At 63.2% G+C, this 18,173-nt stretch carries 16 protein-coding genes and 1 pseudogene; 6 read left to right on the top strand and 11 right to left on the bottom strand.

Annotated elements, in window-relative coordinates; genetic code table 11:
* Positions 1-95 precede the first annotated feature (95 nt).
* Positions 96-1,295, top strand: coding sequence for an aromatic ring-hydroxylating oxygenase subunit alpha (locus JN280_RS11560; RefSeq protein ID WP_202314699.1), 1,200 nt, complete (start codon positions 96-98; stop codon positions 1,293-1,295).
* 31 nt (positions 1,296-1,326) lie between these two features.
* Here the strand turns inward: JN280_RS11560 and JN280_RS40115 are convergent.
* The 6 genes and pseudogenes from JN280_RS40115 to JN280_RS11535 all read right to left on the bottom strand — a co-directional run.
* Positions 1,327-1,502, bottom strand: a pseudogene (locus tag JN280_RS40115) (DUF1214 domain-containing protein); the annotation flags it as partial.
* 39 nt (positions 1,503-1,541) lie between these two features.
* Positions 1,542-1,670, bottom strand: coding sequence for a hypothetical protein (locus JN280_RS39985; protein WP_274609079.1), 129 nt, complete (start codon positions 1,668-1,670; stop codon positions 1,542-1,544).
* Entirely contained in the window at positions 1,671-3,164 is a 1,494-nt protein-coding gene (locus JN280_RS11550) for a DUF1254 domain-containing protein (protein WP_202312284.1), read from the bottom strand. It abuts the gene before it with no gap.
* A gap of 102 nt (positions 3,165-3,266) precedes the next feature.
* Positions 3,267-4,796 carry a DUF1254 domain-containing protein gene (locus JN280_RS11545; RefSeq protein ID WP_202312282.1) on the bottom strand — a complete coding sequence of 510 codons (1,530 nt, stop codon included), beginning with the start codon at positions 4,794-4,796 and terminating at the stop codon, positions 3,267-3,269.
* A 13-nt stretch (positions 4,797-4,809) separates the two neighbouring features.
* Positions 4,810-6,288 (bottom strand): DUF1254 domain-containing protein, encoded by a 1,479-nt coding sequence (locus tag JN280_RS11540; RefSeq protein WP_202312280.1) that lies wholly within the window; start codon positions 6,286-6,288, stop codon positions 4,810-4,812.
* 36 nt (positions 6,289-6,324) lie between these two features.
* A complete protein-coding gene (locus tag JN280_RS11535) occupies positions 6,325-6,900 on the bottom strand; it encodes an SMI1/KNR4 family protein (RefSeq protein WP_202312278.1) in 576 nt (191 codons plus the stop codon).
* A 163-nt stretch (positions 6,901-7,063) separates the two neighbouring features.
* On the opposite strand from JN280_RS11535, the gene JN280_RS11530 reads away from it, so the two are divergent.
* Positions 7,064-8,086, top strand: coding sequence for a helix-turn-helix domain-containing protein (locus JN280_RS11530; RefSeq protein WP_202312277.1), 1,023 nt, complete (start codon positions 7,064-7,066; stop codon positions 8,084-8,086).
* A gap of 233 nt (positions 8,087-8,319) precedes the next feature.
* Here the strand turns inward: JN280_RS11530 and JN280_RS11525 are convergent, their stop codons facing one another.
* Positions 8,320-9,729: an aminotransferase gene (locus tag JN280_RS11525; protein WP_202312276.1), complete on the bottom strand. Its 1,410-nt coding sequence runs from the start codon at positions 9,727-9,729 to the stop codon at positions 8,320-8,322.
* Between the two features lie 253 nt (positions 9,730-9,982).
* Here JN280_RS11525 and JN280_RS11520 point away from each other — a divergent pair, with 253 nt between their 5' ends.
* From JN280_RS11520 to JN280_RS11505, 4 genes are all read left to right on the top strand, one after another.
* Positions 9,983-10,900 (top strand): ABC transporter permease, encoded by a 918-nt coding sequence (locus JN280_RS11520; protein ID WP_202312275.1) that lies wholly within the window; start codon positions 9,983-9,985, stop codon positions 10,898-10,900.
* Positions 10,897-11,718, top strand: coding sequence for an ABC transporter permease (locus JN280_RS11515; RefSeq protein WP_202312274.1), 822 nt, complete (start codon positions 10,897-10,899; stop codon positions 11,716-11,718). The genes JN280_RS11520 and JN280_RS11515 overlap by 4 nt, the downstream gene beginning before the upstream one ends.
* A 7-nt stretch (positions 11,719-11,725) precedes the next feature.
* Complete coding sequence (locus JN280_RS11510; protein WP_202314697.1) at positions 11,726-12,799, top strand: ABC transporter ATP-binding protein; 1,074 nt, start codon at positions 11,726-11,728, stop codon at positions 12,797-12,799.
* Positions 12,800-12,940: 141 nt separating this feature from the next.
* Positions 12,941-14,125 carry an MFS transporter gene (locus JN280_RS11505; protein ID WP_202312273.1) on the top strand — a complete coding sequence of 395 codons (1,185 nt, stop codon included), beginning with the start codon at positions 12,941-12,943 and terminating at the stop codon, positions 14,123-14,125.
* A gap of 37 nt (positions 14,126-14,162) precedes the next feature.
* Here the strand turns inward: JN280_RS11505 and JN280_RS11500 are convergent, their stop codons facing one another.
* From JN280_RS11500 to JN280_RS11485, 4 genes are read right to left on the bottom strand one after another with little or no spacing between them, the layout of a single operon-like run.
* The gene (locus JN280_RS11500; protein ID WP_202312272.1) at positions 14,163-15,467 is read right to left on the bottom strand and encodes a flavin monoamine oxidase family protein; all 1,305 of its coding nucleotides are present in this window, start codon (positions 15,465-15,467) and stop codon (positions 14,163-14,165) included.
* A 2-nt stretch (positions 15,468-15,469) separates the two neighbouring features.
* Positions 15,470-16,549, bottom strand: coding sequence for an extracellular solute-binding protein (locus JN280_RS11495; RefSeq protein WP_202312271.1), 1,080 nt, complete (start codon positions 16,547-16,549; stop codon positions 15,470-15,472).
* Positions 16,550-16,585: 36 nt separating this feature from the next.
* A complete protein-coding gene (gene betI / locus JN280_RS11490; protein WP_446720751.1) occupies positions 16,586-17,254 on the bottom strand; it encodes a transcriptional regulator BetI in 669 nt (222 codons plus the stop codon).
* A 60-nt stretch (positions 17,255-17,314) separates the two neighbouring features.
* Positions 17,315-18,115 (bottom strand): methyltransferase domain-containing protein, encoded by an 801-nt coding sequence (locus tag JN280_RS11485; RefSeq protein WP_202312270.1) that lies wholly within the window; start codon positions 18,113-18,115, stop codon positions 17,315-17,317.
* Positions 18,116-18,173 lie beyond the last annotated feature (58 nt).

Genomic DNA, 18,173 nt, shown 5'->3' with positions numbered 1-18,173 from the left:
CAGAGATCCAACAATCGCGTTTGTATAAGCTGTTGCAATTAAATCATAAATATGCTCTTATTGAATGAACATTCAATAAGAATGATCCCATGGATATGAAACATCACCTCTACGGCGTCGCCGTCCCCAACGACTGGGACCGGCGCGGGCTGCCGGGCTGGAGCTATCACAGCCCGGCCCTTCTCGAGCTCGAGAAGGAGCATGTCTTCCGAAACCACTGGCAGATCGCCGGCCATGTCAGCGACGTTCCCAGTCCCGGCGATTATCTCGCCATGGACGTCGTGGGCGAGCGCGCCATCATCCTGCGCGGCAAGGACGGCGTGGTGCGCGGCTTCCACAACATCTGCAGGCACCGCGGCTCGCGCATGGTCGCCGACGACAAGGGCAATTGCCGCAACGCGCTCGTCTGCCCTTTCCACGGCTGGGTCTACAATCTCGACGGCACGCTGCGAGGTGCTGCCAGGCCGCGCTCCTTCCCCGAGCTCGACAAGCACGAATTCGGCCTCATGCCGCTCGACCTCGAAATCTGGATGGGTCTCATCTTCATCCGGTTCCGCAAGGGCCCGCAGCCCGCCGTGGCCGAGCTGATGAAGGCGGTCGAAACCGAGATCGCCCATTACCAGGTGGCCGACATGGTGCCCTCCTGGGGCATCTGGACGCAAAAATCGCCCGTCAACTGGAAATCGGTGCGCGACGTCGACAATGAGGGTTACCATGTCGCCATGGCGCATCCGGCGCTCCAGGATCTCTACGGATCGACCTATTTCGACGAGCCCTTCGTCAACGGAGTGTCGCGTTCCTTCGCCACATACAATCCGCACGCCGGCCGCCGCTGGAGCGTCAGGAACTACATCAAGTTCGCACCGAAGCCCTTGCGCCTGCCCGAGCATCTGAGGCAAGCCTGGATCTATTACGGGATCTTTCCCAACAATGTGATCGCGCTGATGCCGGAATCGGTGCAGTTCTACCAGGAGTTCCCGCTGTCGACCGGCGAGACCCTGCTGCGCGGCGCGATCTACCGCTATACCGATGAAAGCCGCGAGCAGGCGGCTGCACGCTACCTTTCCTATCGCATCGATCGCGACACAATGGCGGAGGACGTGCAGCTTTCGGTGTGGTCGAACGAATCCATGCTGTCGGAAGCCTTCGGCGGCTTCTACCTCTCCGACCTCGAATATGGCGTGCGCACCCACCACGACCATCTGCGCGGGGTCCTGCCTGTGCTTGGACTGGAAACCGCGCCCGAGGAGAAGGATATGCGGGGGTTGAATCAGGCTCTGCTATCGAGGGTATGAACGAGCGCCGAGTCCTGCACCGCGTCGTGCCATAGAGCGTAAGTGAGCCATCCGCATTGCGCTGAAGGTTCTTGTTCTTGGTGCCCAGCGAGTAGCGCTTGAGGTCGTTCGCGTGGAAAAGATGCTTGTCGTTATACATGGTCAGCGACCAGAAGCCGTTGACCGGGGGGCCTGTCCCGCCGGGAACGTGACCGAGTAACGCGTGGAAGAGGGGCGCGGCTCATGGGGACGCGTCCCCGATCGCCATCACTTCACCTTGACGAGATCGTCGGGCTTCCAGGTCTGGTCGAACAATTCCGTACCAGTGCCGTAAAGGCGAACCGCCGAGGCGAGTAGGCAGAGCGCTCGTGGCGCGCCCTGCACCTGGCCCGTCACTCAATCGATCTTCTCGACGTCGGGCAGCCCCCATGACTTGTCGAAGAACGGCTCGGTCGGACCATAGAAGCGGAAGTAGGCGAACCAGCCCTTGTCGGCGTTGGTCTGAATCCAGTTCGCTTCGTGGCCCGCGGGAGCCTTCGGACCGAAATAGACGTCGATCGATCCGTCCGCGTTCTTGACGATGTCTTCCTTGCGCGACGAGATGTCAGGCCGACCCTGCTCTGTCACCGGCATCTGCCGCGACCCCTCGTCATAGGCCGTGACCGACCAGAAATTCTTGGCCGGCGGATTCGCCGGAACGTGCAGCTTGTAGGTGTTGCCGCCGATCAGCCAATTGCCGTCCTTGTCCTTGTAGGAGGCGATGTAACGCTGACCCACACCGGGCGTCTCGGTGAGCATCGCCTTGGAAATGGCCACCGCCTCGTAGAACCAGGCGGCGCGCTCGTCGAGTTGGTCGTAGGTGTTGGCCCTCTGGTCGATGGAGACGACCAGCGCGTGCTTCCAATTGGTGCCTTCCCAGAACGGCGGTTCGACCCGCTTGTCAACGGTGTTGGCCTTGGCCATCGCCTCGCCGACGAGAGCAGCGTCGGCGAGGATCTTGGACTGCCGCTCGTCGGGCTTGAACGGCTGGCCTCTTTCGATGCCGAGGAATTTCAGTTGCGCCAGGATCAGCCGGTCGCGATCGTCGACGGGATTTCGCTGAACAAGCTCGTTGAGGCTGTCCCAATAGGCCATGCCGCGCGGCGGCATCTGGCTCCACGGCTTGTCGCCGGCAGCGCGGGCGGATATCGGCTCTCCGGTGCTTTCAACCGTCCATGGGTAGGTCTTGATCTGCGGAACCAGCTTCGCGATCTCCTTTTCCTTGTCCTCGCCGATCAGCCGGAACCCGGCGAATACATCGCGGCTCGTCGCCTGCACGACGAAGTAGCCCGGGGCTTCGACCGGCCCGTAGCCGGGCGGCATGATCAGATACTTGCCACCGTGTCCCTTGTCGGGACCGACGACGCCGAGGTCGGCAAGCACACGCTGCCAATTGTCCATGATCATGCCCGCGATCAGGCCCGCGGGGACTTCGACGACGAAGGGACCGGTTTCCTTCAGATCGATGAAGGTAGCGATGTAAGGGGTGGTATAGTTGGGCGTCAGGATGCCAAGTTTTTCGGCGAAGTCGAAATAGGTCAACATCTCGCCGCTCTTGCCGCCGAACACGTCGTAGTGCGCTCGGCGCCATTCATTGAGGCCGACCGCAGGAATGCCCCAGAGATAGGCCTGCGACGCCCGTTGGAAATCCATCTCGTCATAGAGCTTCTGAACAGTCTCCTGCGTGGGATAACCGTTCTCGAACTTGAGCTCGCCGACGCGAGTTTCGATGACCGGGTTTTCGTGAAATGGGTCTTTTTCGGCAGAGGCCGATTGAGCCCGAACGGCAGTGGCGAGTGCCACGCTGCAAAGCAACGTGGATGCTACTAGGAATGCGGAATTCCAAGTCATTTTGTACTCCATTGCATTTGACGTTGCTCCCGCGAGTTAGGCGGCAACAACGGCGTTGGGTTCGCGGCACGCGCCCGGAAGGCGAACGCCTTGCAGCATTCCTCATTGCACCTTCACAAGGTCGCCTGGCTTCCAGCTATAGTCGACTGCCCTTTCGCCAGGCCCGTAGAGCCGGAGGATTGCGAAGAACCCGCGTCCCGGCGCCGTCGCTAGCCAGTTGGCTTCCTGGCCCGCCGGCGCCTTCGGTCCAATGTAGAGATCGATCGTTCCGTCTGCGTTCTGAACTGGCTTGTCGCGCGAGCCAAGGGATGGAAAGCGCCTCGCCTCGGTCGCAAGGCCGGAGGCGTTCTCCGCCTCGTAGAGTGTCAGCGACCAAAAGAGCTCTGCCGGGACATCCGGCGGCAACGTCAGCTTGTAGGAGCTGTCACCTGACAGCGGCTCACCGGCGGCGTCATTAAAGGCGATCGAATAGAAGGCACCGCGACCAGGTGTCAGCGAAACCATGCCCGGGCTGATTGAGTAGTAATCGGTGAACATCCAGACCCGCCGCTCGACGTCGGTGAAGCCGTGCTCACGGTCCACCCAGTGGAAGTCGATCGACTTCTCCGGCCCCGGCTCTGCGGCCGTGTTGATCGGGTTGGTCCAGCGCCGGTCGGGCCAGACCAGCAGCGAACGCCCTTCGACATCCTCACTGATGCCGATGACCCGACTCATCTTGTATGCGACCTCGGCGGCGTCATCGAGGATTTCGCGCGTTGTCGGAGAAGGTGTGAATGGCTTCCCCGCGACCAGGCCTATACTTGCCAGGATTCCGAGCCCGTCCGGGCCGGCGAGGTTCCTCCCCTCGTGGTCTAGAAGCCATTTCAACTGCTCGAAAGCGCTGATGTCGGAGCGCGGCAGCATATTCGCCGGAACTCCGGAGGCGTTCGGATATTGCATCGGCTTGCGCTCGGCCTCGGGCAGGTTCAGCGGGTAGACTTTTGCTTGTTCCATCAGCTTGACGGCCGGAGAGAGGTCGTTCGGATCCTGATAGAAGGCGCGCAGGAAGATGAAGAGGTTGTTGGTGTCCGAGCGATAGACATAATAGCCTTCGGGCACTTCGCCGCTGTACCCCGGTGGCAGCACGAGGAACTTTCCGCCCTTACCGGCATCCGGTCCGGGCAGCCCCACGTCGCCCATGAACTTGCCGCCGTCGACGGGGATCGGGCGTTGCCAGAAATCTAGCAGGATGCCCTGCAAGTTCGGCGGCGCCTCGAATACGATCGGCCCGGTCTCACCCATGTCGGCATAACCCATCGCGTATATCACGTCTGAGTTCGGCGTCGTCACCAGCGTCTTGGTATCCAGCCGCTCCTTCCAGACCGGCAGCACATTGTAGCCGGCGCCGAACACCTCTTCCGAGCCGAACTTCATGCCGAGCGTGTTGATGAGCGGCAGCGCCCACAGGTAGGCCTGCGTGGCCTGCTGAAAGAGTAATTCGTCTTTCAGCGTCTGGGCCGTTTCCGCCGTTGGGCGGTTGTTCTCGAAGGGCAGGTTTGCGAGGCTGTCAAAGCGTGCCTGATCTGCAAAGGCCAGGTTAAAAGGGGCCGTGGCAAGGCAAACGGCCGCTATCAGAAGTACCGTGCGTTTCATCTCGAAAAACTCCTTAATCCGCCTTCACGACATCATCCGGCTTCCAGGTCTGATCGAAGAACTCGACGCCGGTGCCGTAGAGGCGCAAGGCCACCAGGAAGTTTCGATCGCTGACCGTCTGGATCCAGTTCGAATCCTGCGCGTCGACAGGCTTTTCAGGTCCGAACCACAGGTCCACCGAGCCGTCTTGGTTGGTCGCGACCTTGTTGAAGCCGTTGATCGACGGCATCAGTTGCGCCGCTTCCACCATGGTCCCGTCGGTGATGTTGTAGGCTGTGACGGCCCAAAACAGCGCGGCTGGCGGATTGGGCGGTAGGTGCAGCCTGTAGGTGTTGGAGCCGTTCAGGAACTCCCCCGCCGCATCCCGGCGCGCGACGGGATATTTGGACCCGGCTCCCAGGGTGCGCATCACCATCGCAGGCGCCGACGAATAGGCGACCTGGAAGTAGGTAGCCCGCTGGTTCACATCGAGATAGCTGTCCTGGAACCAGTCGGCCGTCACGCCGGCCCAGACATTCTCCCATTGCCTGTCTGTGTAGTAGCGGTCGCGCTCGTCCGGCCGGCCGAGCTGCCGCAATGCCAGGATCATCTTCGGCGCCGTTTCAACCGCCTTCTTCAGCATCTCCTCTTGTTTCGCGGTCGGATTGAACGGCTGTCCCTTGACAATGCCGATCGAGGCCAGGACGCCACGAAGTTCGGGATCGATGGCGGACACAGGCTCGTGGTCGACGAACGCCTTGAGTTTGGTCCAGAACTCGTTGTCGACCGGATACATCATGTTGACGCGCTTGCCCGAGCCGTTCGGGAACTCCATCGGCCTTACGTCCTTTTCGGACGCCCACAGCGGATAGACGCGCGTCGATTCCGCCAGCGCGACGGCAGGAGCCGGGTCGGGCCCATTCTCGCCTTTCGCCATGATGGTGCGGAAGAACAGGAAGACGTTGTAGGTCTTCGATTTGAAGGCGAAATAGCCATTCGGAATCTCGCCGTCATAGTCCGGCGGCAGCAGCAGGTAGAGCCCGCCCCGCGCGCGGTCCGGCCCGATAAGCCCGACATCCGTGATGGTGCGCTGGAAGAAATCGGTGAACATGCCGATCACGTCGCGCGGCGCGGCGACGACGAGTGGCCCGGTCTCCTTCAGGTCGAAATAGCTCATAGAATAGATGACGTCGGCATTGGGCGTCGGCACCCACGTACGCGAGTCCATCCGATCCTTCCAGATCGGCAGTATGTTGTAGCCCTTGCCGAAGGTAGCCTCCGACCCGTCGCGCATGCCGATGGTGTTCAGGGCTGGAAGCATGGTGATGTAGGCGTGGATGGCGCGCTGGTAGAACAGCTCGTCGCGCAGGGCCTGGGCTTCCTGCTGCGGCAGCCAGTTGCCGTTGTTTATCTGCTCGACCAGGGGCGGAGCCGGCATCTCCTGGGCCAGGACCGAGGACGCTGACAGCATCGACGTTATCGTTGCAGCCAGAAATACTGCCTTCGATTTCATGACTTTCTCCTATGGCCTTCGCTCAACGAGTGCTGGTCAATCGCTCAATCCATCGTATCCATCGTCCAGCCGCCAGACTCCGGCGTCGAGACCATCCGCAACCCGTAAGAGGAGCTCGCCCATGCTTTGGGCAACGATAATGCGCTCCGTCTGATCGTAGAGAAACCAGATGACTTGGCCGTCCCGATCAGGGCGCTCTGGCCGCAGATCAATGCAATAGTGATCACCGCGCGGACTGCCGAAGAGAGGCAGCCAACTTGCGGACCAAATCGCAGCGTGCGGGAGAGGCTGGCCGCCTGTCAGTGCGGCCAGATGCAGTTCGTCACCGGCGCCGTACCGGAGACAAAGATCCTCCCAAGCCACAGCCACGAGATCAAGCGGTAGCCATCGCTGATTAAGGTAGAGGGCGGGCGCCCCCTCCGGCTGGCCGTCATGGGCGGCGTAGAGAAGCCGAATCTCGGAAGGCAGCGCTTTCCCGAATTTGGCCTCGATCCGTTGAAGGGTGCAGGCATCTGCGCCTGGTCGAACGAACGGCAGGCGATCTGGATGGTTCCGAGCAACCCAGGCTTCGATGCGCTCCAGCGACCGCACGGAATCGAACGGGATGGGCATAGGCACTCCTCCGTGAGGTGAAGCGGCTCGATGTTTCCCAGGGCAAGAAGTTCGAACGTGAGGATAGGCTCGCTGCGACTGGTCTCAAGACCACATCCGTGCCAAAACTTGACTCAGCGTGCCAATCTGAGGCGACACCTCATGAGGCAAAGAGGAGGGATTTGTGAATCCTTCGACTATTTCCAGCAGCCGTTTCTCCACGCAGCAGTTCGAAATCTGGCGAGAGAGTATCGCAGTTGTTTTCGACGTCGAGCGACTTTCTGACGACGCCGAAACGACATTCAACGCGAGCGTCGATGCCTTCCAACTCGGCGACATGGTTGTCACCAACGCTGATCTTGGCGGGCAGCGATATGTCAGATCGCCGGCGCGGGTGCGCCGAGACGGCATGGATCACTTTGTCCTCAACCTGTATTGCACGGGCGGCTGGAGAGCCCAGACGCCGCGGGGCGAGTTCGAGGGTAGGGCCGGCCAGGTTTCAGTGCTTGATCTTTCTTGCGAATTGGTCAGCGACGAACCGAATTGCAGTCTCGTGGCGTTGTTCTTGCCAAGGTCGCTGGTTGAGGATCGCCTCCCCAACCTAGGCGCTCTTCATGGGGGTGCGCCGTCCGGTCCTTACGCGGCCCTCCTGGCCGAATACCTGGGTCTGCTAGCGCGGCGGCTGCCCACGTTGCCGGCGGGTGACGAACAGGCGCTAAGCCGAGCGACATGCGAGATGCTGACGGCGTGCCTCGCCCCCTCCCTTGCCAATCTTGAAGCGGCGCGTCCGGGTCTCGAACTGGTCCTGCAGCGTCGGGCGAAGCGTTTTATCGAGGCACGTCTCCATTCCGCCGAGTTGAGTATCGATGCGATCTGCAATGCTATAGGCGTGTCCCGAAGAACGCTCTACCGATTGTTCGATCAGGAGGGAGGTGTGCTGCGCTACATCCAGAGCAGGCGGCTTGAGCGCATAAAGACAGTCCTGTCTGATTCGAGAGAAACCAGGCGTATTTCCGAAGTTGCTGCGGAGTTCGGGTTTCTACGCAGCGATCATTTTGCCCGAGCATTCAAACAGCAGTACGGGCAATCCGCACGAGACATACGCGCTTTGACGACCCAGCATGCGGAAGCCGGCGCCGAAATCTCTCCCGTCAGGCCAAGCGAGGGCCAAGGGTTCGATGACTGGATTCGAGCACTTCACGCATAGCGCTCGCCGACGAGATCAGGTTCCATCAGACCTCACGAAAGCGGACATTCTCTGGGTGTCGCCTCACGGGTGAAACGCTCCAACCACACTCGACCAAGCAAGGTCTGCAATAGGTCAAAAGTTATCGTAGATCTCAGAATAGGAACGGCAGCAAGTATCGAAAATAGAGCTTTGCGAACATCGCGCGTTATGCTCATCGGCTTCAGTATTCTCTGTTGGCTATTCGTTGTCTTCTATTCGTTCCACACCCCTTCCCGCTTCAGATCGTCCATCGTCCGCGATATGCCCTCGCGCAGGATCGCGACCATATCGTCGATCTGATCGCGGGTGATGACGAGCGGCGGCGACATCACGCACATATTGATCAGCGGCCGCACCAACAGTCCCAGCTCATGGCAATGGGCGTCGATGCGCCGACCGACATCCTTGTCGAGTTGCAGCGGATCCCGGCTCTCCTTGTCGGCGACGCATTCGACGCAGCCCATGAGGCCCATCCCCCGCACCTCGCCGACCAGCGGCAGTTCCTCGAGCGTCTTCAGCCGCTCCTGGAAATAGGGGCCCATGGCCCGGGCATGGTCGAGGATACCGTCCTCGAGCAGATCGAGATTCTTCAGCGCCACCGCGCAACCGACGGGATGGCTGGTGTAGGTCAGCCCGTGGCCGAACATCGCATCGGGGTGATTGGACCTGCGCAGTTCATCCATCAGGCGCGCCGAGACCACCATGCCGCCGAGCGGAAAATAACCCGATGTCACGCCCTTGGCGAAAGTGATGATGTCGGGTTCGATCCCGAAGACCTCGCCGGAGGCGAAGACGTGCCCCAGCCGGCCGAAGCCGGTCACCACCTCGTCCGACACGTATAGGATGTCGTAGTAGCGGCATATCTCACGGATGCGCTTCAGATAGCCACCGGGCGGCACGATGACGCCGCCGGAAGCCTGGATGGGCTCGCCAATGAAGGCGCCGATGCGATCGGCGCCGAGGCGACCGACCGTTGCCTCGAATTCGGATACGAGCCGGTCGGCAAAGACCTCAACCGAGACGCCGGCGGGTCGGCGGAACGGATTGGGCGCCGACAGCTTCACGACGAGATCGTCGGCGCCGTCCATCCAGTCGCGGTCGCGCGGTCGCCCGTTCAGCGAACCCGAGAGATAGGTCGAGCCGTGATAGGCGCCGCCGCGCGACAGGATCAGCTTCTTTTCCGGCCTGCCGCGCACATTGTTGTAGAACTGCATGAAACGCAGTGCGCTTTCCACGGCCGAGGAACCGCCCGTGGTGAGGAACACATGGTCGAGATCACCCGGCGCGTGCCCGGCAATGCGCTCGGCCAGCACGGCCGAGGGCTCGTTCATCGTGTACCAGGGCGTGTTGTATGAAAGCTCCATGGCCTGCGCGTACATCACCTCGGCAAGCTCCTTGCGGCGGTGCCCGACATTGACGCACCACATGCCGGCCGGACCGTCGATCAGCCGCTTGCCGTCGCCGTCCATGATGTAGATGCCCTCCCCGCTGCCGATGAGGCTGCGTGCTTCCGTGCCGATCGAGCCGGCATATGGCCAGGGCTGCACGAGATGCCGTTTCGCGGCTCCGACCGCATCGCTTTCCCCGCGCACCGTCTTGTCCAGGTCCTTCAGGGCAGCCATCTCGCATCATCCTCCATGTGGGACGGGTCCAAGCATGAGAACCGCTCGTCCAAGCCTCGGAAAACAAGGGAACATGTGCACTATTTTGAATGTCCGTTCAATCAAAATCAAGGAATGACGCTTGATTTCGACCGAGGGATGCGCATGATGCTGGAAAAGCCGGCCGTGCAGGGGAACGCGCTGGACCGGCCTGTTCGATGGGACACATAATGGCGGAAGCCGAAAGACCCGAGCCCGCGCCCGGAGCCCTCCAATGACGGTGGCTGCGGAAGGGTCGTCCCCGTTGCCGGCGCCTCGCGCAGGACGGCAATCCCTTCTGCAGTCGGAACAGGCCAAGGGGCTGGCCCTGGTGAGCCCGACCTTCCTCTACGCGCTGATCCTGCTCGGCCTGCCGATCCTTCTGGTGATCGCCTACAGCTTCTGGACCCAGGACTATCTGACGGTCGATCGCAACTTCACGCTGGAGAACTACCGCGTCGCGCTGACCGAGCCGATCTATCGCGACCTGCTGTTCCGATCGCTCTATGTCTCGCTCGTGGTCAGCGCCCTGACCGTCGTGCTCGCCTATCCGATCGCCTACTTCATCTCCTTCCACGGCGGCAGCCACAAGAACCTGTGGCTCTTCCTGATCACCATCCCGTTCTGGACCAGCTACCTGCTGCGGGTGATGTCGTGGAAGGTCATCCTGGGTTACAACGGCGTGCTCAATTCTGGCCTGCTCGGGCTAGGCCTCATCGACGAGCCGTCCACCGCGCTGCTCTACAATACCAGCGCCGTCATCATCACCCTGACCCATGCCTGGGCCGCCTTCGCGATCCTGCCGATCTTCGTGTCGCTGGAGAAAGTCGACCGCACCTTGCTCGAGGCCGCGACCGATCTGGGAGACGGGCCGATCCTGCGTTTCCTGCGCGTGACGCTGCCGCTCTCCATTCCGGGCGTGGTCGCGGCGATGCTCATCGTCATGATCCCGACGGTCGGCGACTATGTCACGCCGAAGCTGGTGGGCGGCAAGGACGGCGTCATGATCTCCACCGCGATCCAGACGCAGTTCCTGAAGGGCGCGAACTGGCCGCTGGGCGCCGCCTTGTCCGTGGCCACCATGGCGGCCGTCACGGCGATGGCCGCGGCGACCGTCTTCCTGATCCGCTCGGCCGCGAGGCTCGCGCGATGACCCCGACGCGCCGCTTTCTCGGCAACTGGCTGCCCGTCTATGCCTTCCTCTATCTGGGCTTCCTCTATCTGCCCGTGCTGTTCCTGCCGATCTTCTCGGTCAACACCGCGGCGACGCCGAAATTCCCGCTGCAGGGCGTGACGCTCAAATGGTATGCTGGCTTGCCGCACACGCCCGCACTGCTCGACGCAGCCCGCAACAGCCTCGTCGTGGCGGTGTCGGCCGCCGTGCTCGCGACGGTTCTCGGCATATGCGCGGCCCGCGCGCTGACGCGCTACCGTTTCGCCGGTCGGCGCTCGATCAACGGGCTGATCATGGCGCCGCTGGTGCTGCCGGAGATCATCGTCGCCATCGCCATGCTGCTGGTGCTTTTGTCGCTCGGGCTCGAGCTTTCCCTCCTCACCGTCGTGCTCGGCCACGTGCTGATCTGCGTGCCCTACTCGGTGACCGTGCTCACGTCGGGTTTCGAAGGTTTCGACCGGAGCCTGGAGGAGGCCTCGGCCGACCTCGGCGAAACCGCCTTCGGCACGTTCAGGCGCGTGACACTGCCCATGGTCGCGCCAGCCATCATCTCGTCGCTGCTCGTCTGCTTCACCATCTCGCTCGACGAGTTCATCATGGCCTATTTCCTCGCCGGCACGGAAACGACGCTGCCTGTCTACATCTGGGGTCAGTTGCGTTTCGCCGCGAAGCTGCCCGGCGTGCTGGCGCTCGGCACGCTGCTCCTGGTCGCCTCCTTCGTTCTGCTCACGATTGCCGAAACGCTGCGTCGCCGCGCCGAAACGCGCATCAAGCCATCAGGAGCCGCCCTTGCCTGACAAGACGATGATCGAGATCGCCGGGGTCAGCCGCAGCTACGGCGCCTTCAAGGCGCTCGACGGTGTCTCGCTCGCGATCGCCGAGGGCGAGTTCTTCTCACTGCTCGGACCTTCGGGCTGCGGCAAGACCACGCTGCTCAGGATGATCGCAGGCTTCGATGCACCGACTTCAGGCCGCATCCTGATCGACGGCCAGCCCATGGACGGCGTGCCGCCGAACCGGCGGCCCACCAACATGGTCTTCCAGAGCTACGCGATATTTCCCCATCTCAATGTCGAGCAGAATGTCGCCTACGGCCTGAAACGCCTGCGCCTCGATGCCCGGGAAGAAAAGCGCCGGGTCGACGAGGCGCTGGCGCAGGTGTCGCTGGCCGGCCTCGGCAAGCGCGGAGCGACGGAGCTTTCCGGAGGCCAGCGGCAGCGGGTGGCGCTTGCGCGCGCGCTGGTGATGCGCCCCAAGGTGCTCCTGCTCGATGAGCCGCTGTCGGCGCTCGACAAGAAGCTGCGCGAGCAGATGCAGGTGGAGTTGCGTCACCTGCAGCGCACCGTGGGCATCACTTTCGTGCTGGTCACGCACGATCAGTACGAGGCGCTTGCCATGTCCGACCGCATCGCGGTGATGTTCGGCGGCCGCATCGCCCAGGTCGCGGCACCCAAGGAGATCTATCAGCAGCCGACGAACCGCCAGGTCGCGGATTTCCTCGGCGGCATGAATTTCATCCAGGCCGAGATCGTCGATGACGACAGTGGCTCGCTGACCGTCGACACCATGGCCTTCGGGCGGGTTACGACGGAAAAACCAAAGGCTTTCGTCCGCAACGGCAGCGGCGCCACGCTCGGCATCCGGCCGGAGCGGCTGCGTGTGCTGTGGGACGACGCCAAGGCGAAATTCGAAGTGGCGGGTACGGTCGTCGACCGGCACTATTTCGGCGAGATCACCCATCTGATCGTCGAGGTTCCGGGTCTGGAAAAACCGCTGTCGGTCTCCGAGACCAACAATTTCGGCGCCGACGACATTCCGGTCGGCGCTCCGATCCGGCTGGCCTACGATCCTGAAGCGCTGGTCGCGTTGGCCGATTGACGTGCCCGCACCCCACTGCTGGCGGTCGGCGATATCGGCGACACGGATGAAGAAAAGCTAAAGCTGCAGTCAGAGTTTCTGGATTGCCGGCACCGGGCCATCCGTGCTTTGACGCGCTTCTGTAAGAGAATCCGCACCATCATGCCGCTTCCCCTCTTTGCCCTGTTCATCGCCGCATTCGCCTTCGGCACGACCGAGTTCGTCATTGCCGGGGTGCTGCCGCAGGTGGCGGAAGGCCTCGACGTCTCTGTCCCCACCGCCGGCTATCTCGTCTCCGGCTACGCCCTCGGTATCGCCGTGGGTGGCCCGCTGCTGACTTTGCTCACGCCGGGCCTTTCCCGAAAGACCCTGCTCATCGGCCTCGCCGTTGCCTTCACCATCGGCCAGGCTGCCTGTGCGCTGGCGCCGGATTTTGCGTCGATGCTCTCCCTGCGGGTCGCGGTCGCCGTGGCCCACGGCACCTTCTTCGGCGTGGCCATGGTCGTCGCGGTCAGCCTCGTTCGCGAGGAGCAGCGCGGCATGGCGGTCGCGCTGATCCTGTCCGGCCTGACCGTCTCCAACGTCATCGGCGTGCCTGTCGGCACGGCGATCGGCAATCTCTGGGGATGGCGCGCGACCTTCTGGGTCATGTGCATCATCGGCGTCGCCTCGATCGCGGCCATGGTAGCTCTCCTGCCTTCCAAGGCAGGGCCCGCACGTCGGCCGGTGGGCTTTGCGAAGGAAGTCCGGGTGCTCGGCCGCCAGCAGGTGTGGACGTCGCTGATCCTGATGCTGATGCTGATGATCGGCCAATTCGGCCCCTTCACCTACATCGCGCCGCTGCTGCAGGAGGTCACCGGGCTCGACGAGAGCTGGGTGCCCTTCGTGCTCCTGGCCAACGGCCTCGGCGCGACGATCGGCGTCTTCCTCGGCGGCCGTCTCGCCGACTGGAAGCTGATGCCGGCGTTGATCTCGATGCTCGCACTCCAGTCGGCAATGCTCGCCGTGATCTATGCCGTCAGTCCCTACCCCCTGGCGATGATCGCCGCAGTCGTCGTGTGGGGCGGCCTGAACTTCGCCATCGGCACGCCGATCCAGACCCGTATCCTGACCTGGACCGCGGATGCGTCGAACCTTGCCTCGTCGCTCATTCCCGCGGGCTTCAATGTCGGCATCGCGCTTGCTGCTTCGCTCGGTGCCGCCGTGCTCGGCGCGGGCTACGGCTACCGCATCCTGCCGCTGATCGGCGCGAGCGCCATGGTCGTCGCGACGGCGGTCGCGCTTGTGTCATATGCCATCGAACGGCGCGACAACGACGCCCCGCCCCTGCCGGCGCCCGCCGAATAGGCCGCAGGACGGATCGAATTCGAACGGCGAAGGGAGGCTACGCGGTTCGCCCGCCTCCCTTGCCGAGCCGGGCCGCCACCTTCTTCGCCACGTCCCGCCCCGACACGATCGCGCCTTCGACATAGCCGGGAAAGGACGGGGAAAGCTCGGACGAGGCGAAATGCACCGGAGGATGCCCCGCGCGCAGGACCGCCTCTGCGTCGCGCGCCCGCATGTCGACGATGAGGTCGCTGTAGCCACCGCCGCTCCAGCGATCGTTTGTCCAGTCGCGCGGCAGGATCTCCAAGGGTGCCGCTGCCCGGGGGCCGAGCGCGGCCGCGAGCTTCGCCAGCAGGGTTTCGTGAAAGGCCGCCGCGTCGAGGGACCGCCAGGACCGAGCGCTGGGCCCGCCCATGAACACCACCAGCGCCGCATGACCGGGATCGGGACTGACCTCGCAGGCGAAGAGGCCGTGCGCGTCGCGCCACATCACCGTGCCGCTCAGGCCGGCCTCGCGCCAGAACGCCTCTTCATAACGGACGAACACCTTGATGACCGCGCCGCTTTCCCAGACGGACAACGCCCGCGAAAGGCAGGCCGGCAAAGGCGGGTCAAAGGCGATCCGCGACGCCATGACCGGCGGTACCGCGACCACGACTTCCGCCGCCTCGAAGCGGCCGGATGCGCTCGCCACGCGCACGCCCCGCTGCCCGTGCTCGATCCGCTCGATTGCGGCCCCGAACCGCAGCCGATCGCCCAGCGCGGCAGCGAGATCGTCGGCCAACGCATGCATGGTTTCGCCGAGGAAATATTGCAGTTCATAGTTCTCGTTCGTGATGCGGCGGTCATTGTCTATCAGATGCCAGAGCGGAAGCCGCTCGAGCGGTTGGCACCAGAGCCCCTCGACCATGGAGCGGAAGGCGTTCCTGGCCCCCGGTTCGTCGGCTTGCCGCTCGACCCATGCGGCGACGCTCAGCCCGGCGATATCGGGATTGTCCGGATCGATCGCGTTCATTCGCTCCCGGATCGCCATCGAGGCGGAATAGGTCGCTTCGGCCTCCTCTTCCGTCATCGGCGGCTGGGCGACGAAAGCTCCGTCGAGCGGGGTCTCCACCAGCGTCTTGTCGAACCGCCGTGCCAGCGCCAGCAGCTCCGGCATCTCGTCGCACAGGAACTGGCCTCCTGTGTCGATGCGCCGACCGTCGGAGGCACGGAGCGATTCCACGCGACCGCCGGCGCGGTCTCTCGCCTCGAGGACAAGCACGTCGAGCCCCGCCGCCGACAATTCCCCTGCGGCCGAGAGGCCGGCAAAGCCGGCCCCCACCACGATCACATCGGCACGGATCACATCGGCTCGGGCCACGCTTAGTAGCCCGCTTTGATCTTCTCGAACTCGGCGATCATCCTGAGCTTGAGTTCCGCCGGCAGCGGCGACTGGAACAGCGTCTTGTCGATGAATTTCTCGACATCGTCATAGCCCTTCTCCGCCAGGACCTTGGGGTCAAGGGAGGCCATGGCCTTGGCGTCCGCATGGCCATATCCCCAATCGGTCAGGAGGAACTTGGCGACATCGGGCGAGTTGATCGAATTGAGATAGTCATAGGCCTTGTCGGCACTGCCGGGCGCATCTTTCAGAAGCACATAACCGCAGACCCAGGTGGAGAGCCCCTCCGCGGTGTCCGCCTTCGTCTTGATGGGCGCGCCGGCCAGGACCGCCTGGGCGCTTGCGTCTGTCCAGGCCCAGGCGAGGTCGATCTCGCCACCCGTCATCGCCTGCACGATGTCGGTATTGTCGGTCCAGTAGACGCGGACGTTCTTGTGCACTTCGCGCAGGAAATCCGAAGCCTGCTTGAACTGCTCGTCGGTCATCTTCGTCCAATCCTTGAGACCGATCGCCAGCGCGGCCAGCGCATAGGCGTCGTCGACATTGTCGGGGATCGAAACGCGGTCCTTGAATCTGGGGTCGGCAAGCGCCTTGAGCGACTGGATGTCCTTCTCGTCGATCTTCTCGGAATTGTAGGTCAGGATCGAATTGCCCCACTCCCAGGGCATGAACCAGGCGGTCCCGTCGGGCGTGGTCGCCAGATCCTTCATCGCCATGATGCCCGGATCGAGGTCCTTCCATGCCGCGATCCGGGACGTGTCGAGCGGCTGGAGCAGGCCGGCATCGCGCCACTTGACAACGCTCTGCGAACAGGGATGCGCGAGATCCGCCTTGAAACCCGAACGGAGTTTCTCGAACGCTTCGTCTTCGTCACCGAAGAAGGTGAAGGCAGGCGAAGCGCCGTGCTTCTCGACATAGCCGGGATGGAATTCCGGAATCTCATATCCCGACCAGTCGAATATGGTGAGGCTGTCGTCTGCGGCGACGGGCAGGGCCGTCGTCGAGGTGAGGGCCGCGGCAGCGAAAACCACGGCGATTGCGCTTCGTGCTGTCCTTCTCATGTTCTTGCTCCGTCCTCTGGCTGCTGGTTCTGGCGATCACGCAAGCGTGCCGGCGCGAGCACCTCCGAAATGCTTCGGGAAATAAGCGGCGAGAAACCCTCTCGCCGCGGAAAGCGCCGTCTCCCGCGTCACGTTCTCGGTTCCCAACATGAGGCGCCACCACAGCCCCTCCAGCATGGCCGACAGCGCCAGCGCCGTTCCCCAGACGTCGTAGTCATAGCCGCCCTCATCCTTGAGCTTCCGGCAGAGGTCGATGAACACCTGCTGGTAGGCTTCGTCGCGCGCGCCGCAGAGCGCCTGGTAGGTCGGGCGGGACTTCGCCTCGCCCCAGAAGGCAAACCATGCCGCAAGCTTGCGCTTGTTGCAGATCGACCGGTCGAAATCGGCAGCGACCAAGGCATGGAGCTGCCGCGCCGGATCGTCTCCCGCCTTGGCGAGGGCGGCGCGCCAATGGGCGGAATACTCGTCCGCCATATGCTGCAGCGTGGCGACGAGCAGCTTCTCCTTGCTCTCGAAATGGAAATTGACGATGCCGCGCGAAAGGCCCGCCCCATCAGCCACGTCCGCCATGGTCGTCTCGGAATAACCGCGCCGCGCGAGCGAATCGATGGTCGCCTCGATAAGCTGCTGGCGGCGCGTCTCCTTCGACGCCTTGCGCCCCTTCTTCTCGCCGTCGGACCTCCGGTCGAAGTCGGCGCCGTCCATTGTCCTGTCCGCCCGCTGCAGCGCCGTCTTCATCGTCAGGTCCGATCTCCACATGGACGGCTAACGACCTCCGTCCGGCTTCCAACCGCGCAGATGAGTGGGCCGGTGCTCGCCGCTGTCAAGCACCTTCTGCATGGCTTCCCAGGTGCGCAGGTTCTTGTCGACATATTCCTTGCCAACGACGGCAGCCACCCTGCCGTAGAGAGGCCCGGCCAGGCGCGCGAGTTCACCGCGGGCCACCTCTCGATACCAGCCGTTGCGGTCGGTCGCGACGACGTCGCGGAAGCCGGCCGATGTCATGGCTTTCACGTAGCGGGCCGGCGAGGCCATGTTGAAGGAAAGGCCTTCGGCCTCGACATAGGCCTTCATCTCGTCCGACGGCTCGCCGTCATGCGAGATCATCCAGTCGCTGGCGGCGAAGACACCGCCCGGCCTCAGAACCCGGAAGACGTCACGGAACAATGCCTCCTTGTCGGCGACATGGAGCAGGGCGTCCTTGGAAAACACGACGTCGAATGCGCCGTCCGCGAAAGGCAGCCGCCCCGGAGCGGCATGGACGAAATCGACCCGATCCGACAGCCCTTGCCGCGCGGCGCGCGCCCGCGCCGCCTCGACCACCGGCCGCTCGACATCGAAGCCGACCGCATGGGCGCATCCATGGCTTTCGACCAGATGCAGCGTGATGCCGCCCGAACCGCAGCCGATATCCAGAACGGACTTGCCCTGAAGCGTCAGCCCGTCGAGCACGCGATCCACCTCGTCCGGGCCGCCGGGGGACAGATAACCCTCTCCCCACAGCGCCTCCAGGAAGCGGATCGCAATGTCGTCATACTCGGCGGCGGCATCTTCCGTCTGAACCATTCAGCCCGAGCTCCGAACGTCGGAATCTAACCGAAAGCCTAGCGTATCAAAGGATAAA

It is taken from the genome of Mesorhizobium sp. L-8-10 (assembly GCF_016756635.1).
Classification (GTDB): domain Bacteria; phylum Pseudomonadota; class Alphaproteobacteria; order Rhizobiales; family Rhizobiaceae.
This window is presented reverse-complemented; position numbering and strand designations above follow the sequence as displayed.

Excerpts from the sequence above, each read along its gene's own strand:
- JN280_RS11525 (WP_202312276.1), bottom strand. The coding sequence starts at position 9,729 with ATGGCTGCCCTGAAGGACCTGGACAAGACGGTGCGCGGGGAAAGCGAT.
- JN280_RS11550 (WP_202312284.1), bottom strand. The coding sequence starts at position 3,164 with ATGACTTGGAATTCCGCATTCCTAGTAGCATCCACGTTGCTTTGCAGC.
- JN280_RS11485 (WP_202312270.1), bottom strand. The coding sequence starts at position 18,115 with ATGGTTCAGACGGAAGATGCCGCCGCCGAGTATGACGACATTGCGATC.
- betI (WP_446720751.1), bottom strand. The coding sequence starts at position 17,254 with ATGGACGGCGCCGACTTCGACCGGAGGTCCGACGGCGAGAAGAAGGGG.
- JN280_RS11520 (WP_202312275.1), top strand. The coding sequence starts at position 9,983 with ATGACGGTGGCTGCGGAAGGGTCGTCCCCGTTGCCGGCGCCTCGCGCA.
- JN280_RS11535 (WP_202312278.1), bottom strand. The coding sequence starts at position 6,900 with ATGCCCATCCCGTTCGATTCCGTGCGGTCGCTGGAGCGCATCGAAGCC.
- JN280_RS11560 (WP_202314699.1), top strand. The coding sequence starts at position 96 with ATGAAACATCACCTCTACGGCGTCGCCGTCCCCAACGACTGGGACCGG.
- JN280_RS11515 (WP_202312274.1), top strand. The coding sequence starts at position 10,897 with ATGACCCCGACGCGCCGCTTTCTCGGCAACTGGCTGCCCGTCTATGCC.
- JN280_RS11495 (WP_202312271.1), bottom strand. The coding sequence starts at position 16,549 with ATGAGAAGGACAGCACGAAGCGCAATCGCCGTGGTTTTCGCTGCCGCG.
- JN280_RS11510 (WP_202314697.1), top strand. The coding sequence starts at position 11,726 with ATGATCGAGATCGCCGGGGTCAGCCGCAGCTACGGCGCCTTCAAGGCG.
- JN280_RS11505 (WP_202312273.1), top strand. The coding sequence starts at position 12,941 with ATGCCGCTTCCCCTCTTTGCCCTGTTCATCGCCGCATTCGCCTTCGGC.
- JN280_RS11540 (WP_202312280.1), bottom strand. The coding sequence starts at position 6,288 with ATGAAATCGAAGGCAGTATTTCTGGCTGCAACGATAACGTCGATGCTG.
- JN280_RS11545 (WP_202312282.1), bottom strand. The coding sequence starts at position 4,796 with ATGAAACGCACGGTACTTCTGATAGCGGCCGTTTGCCTTGCCACGGCC.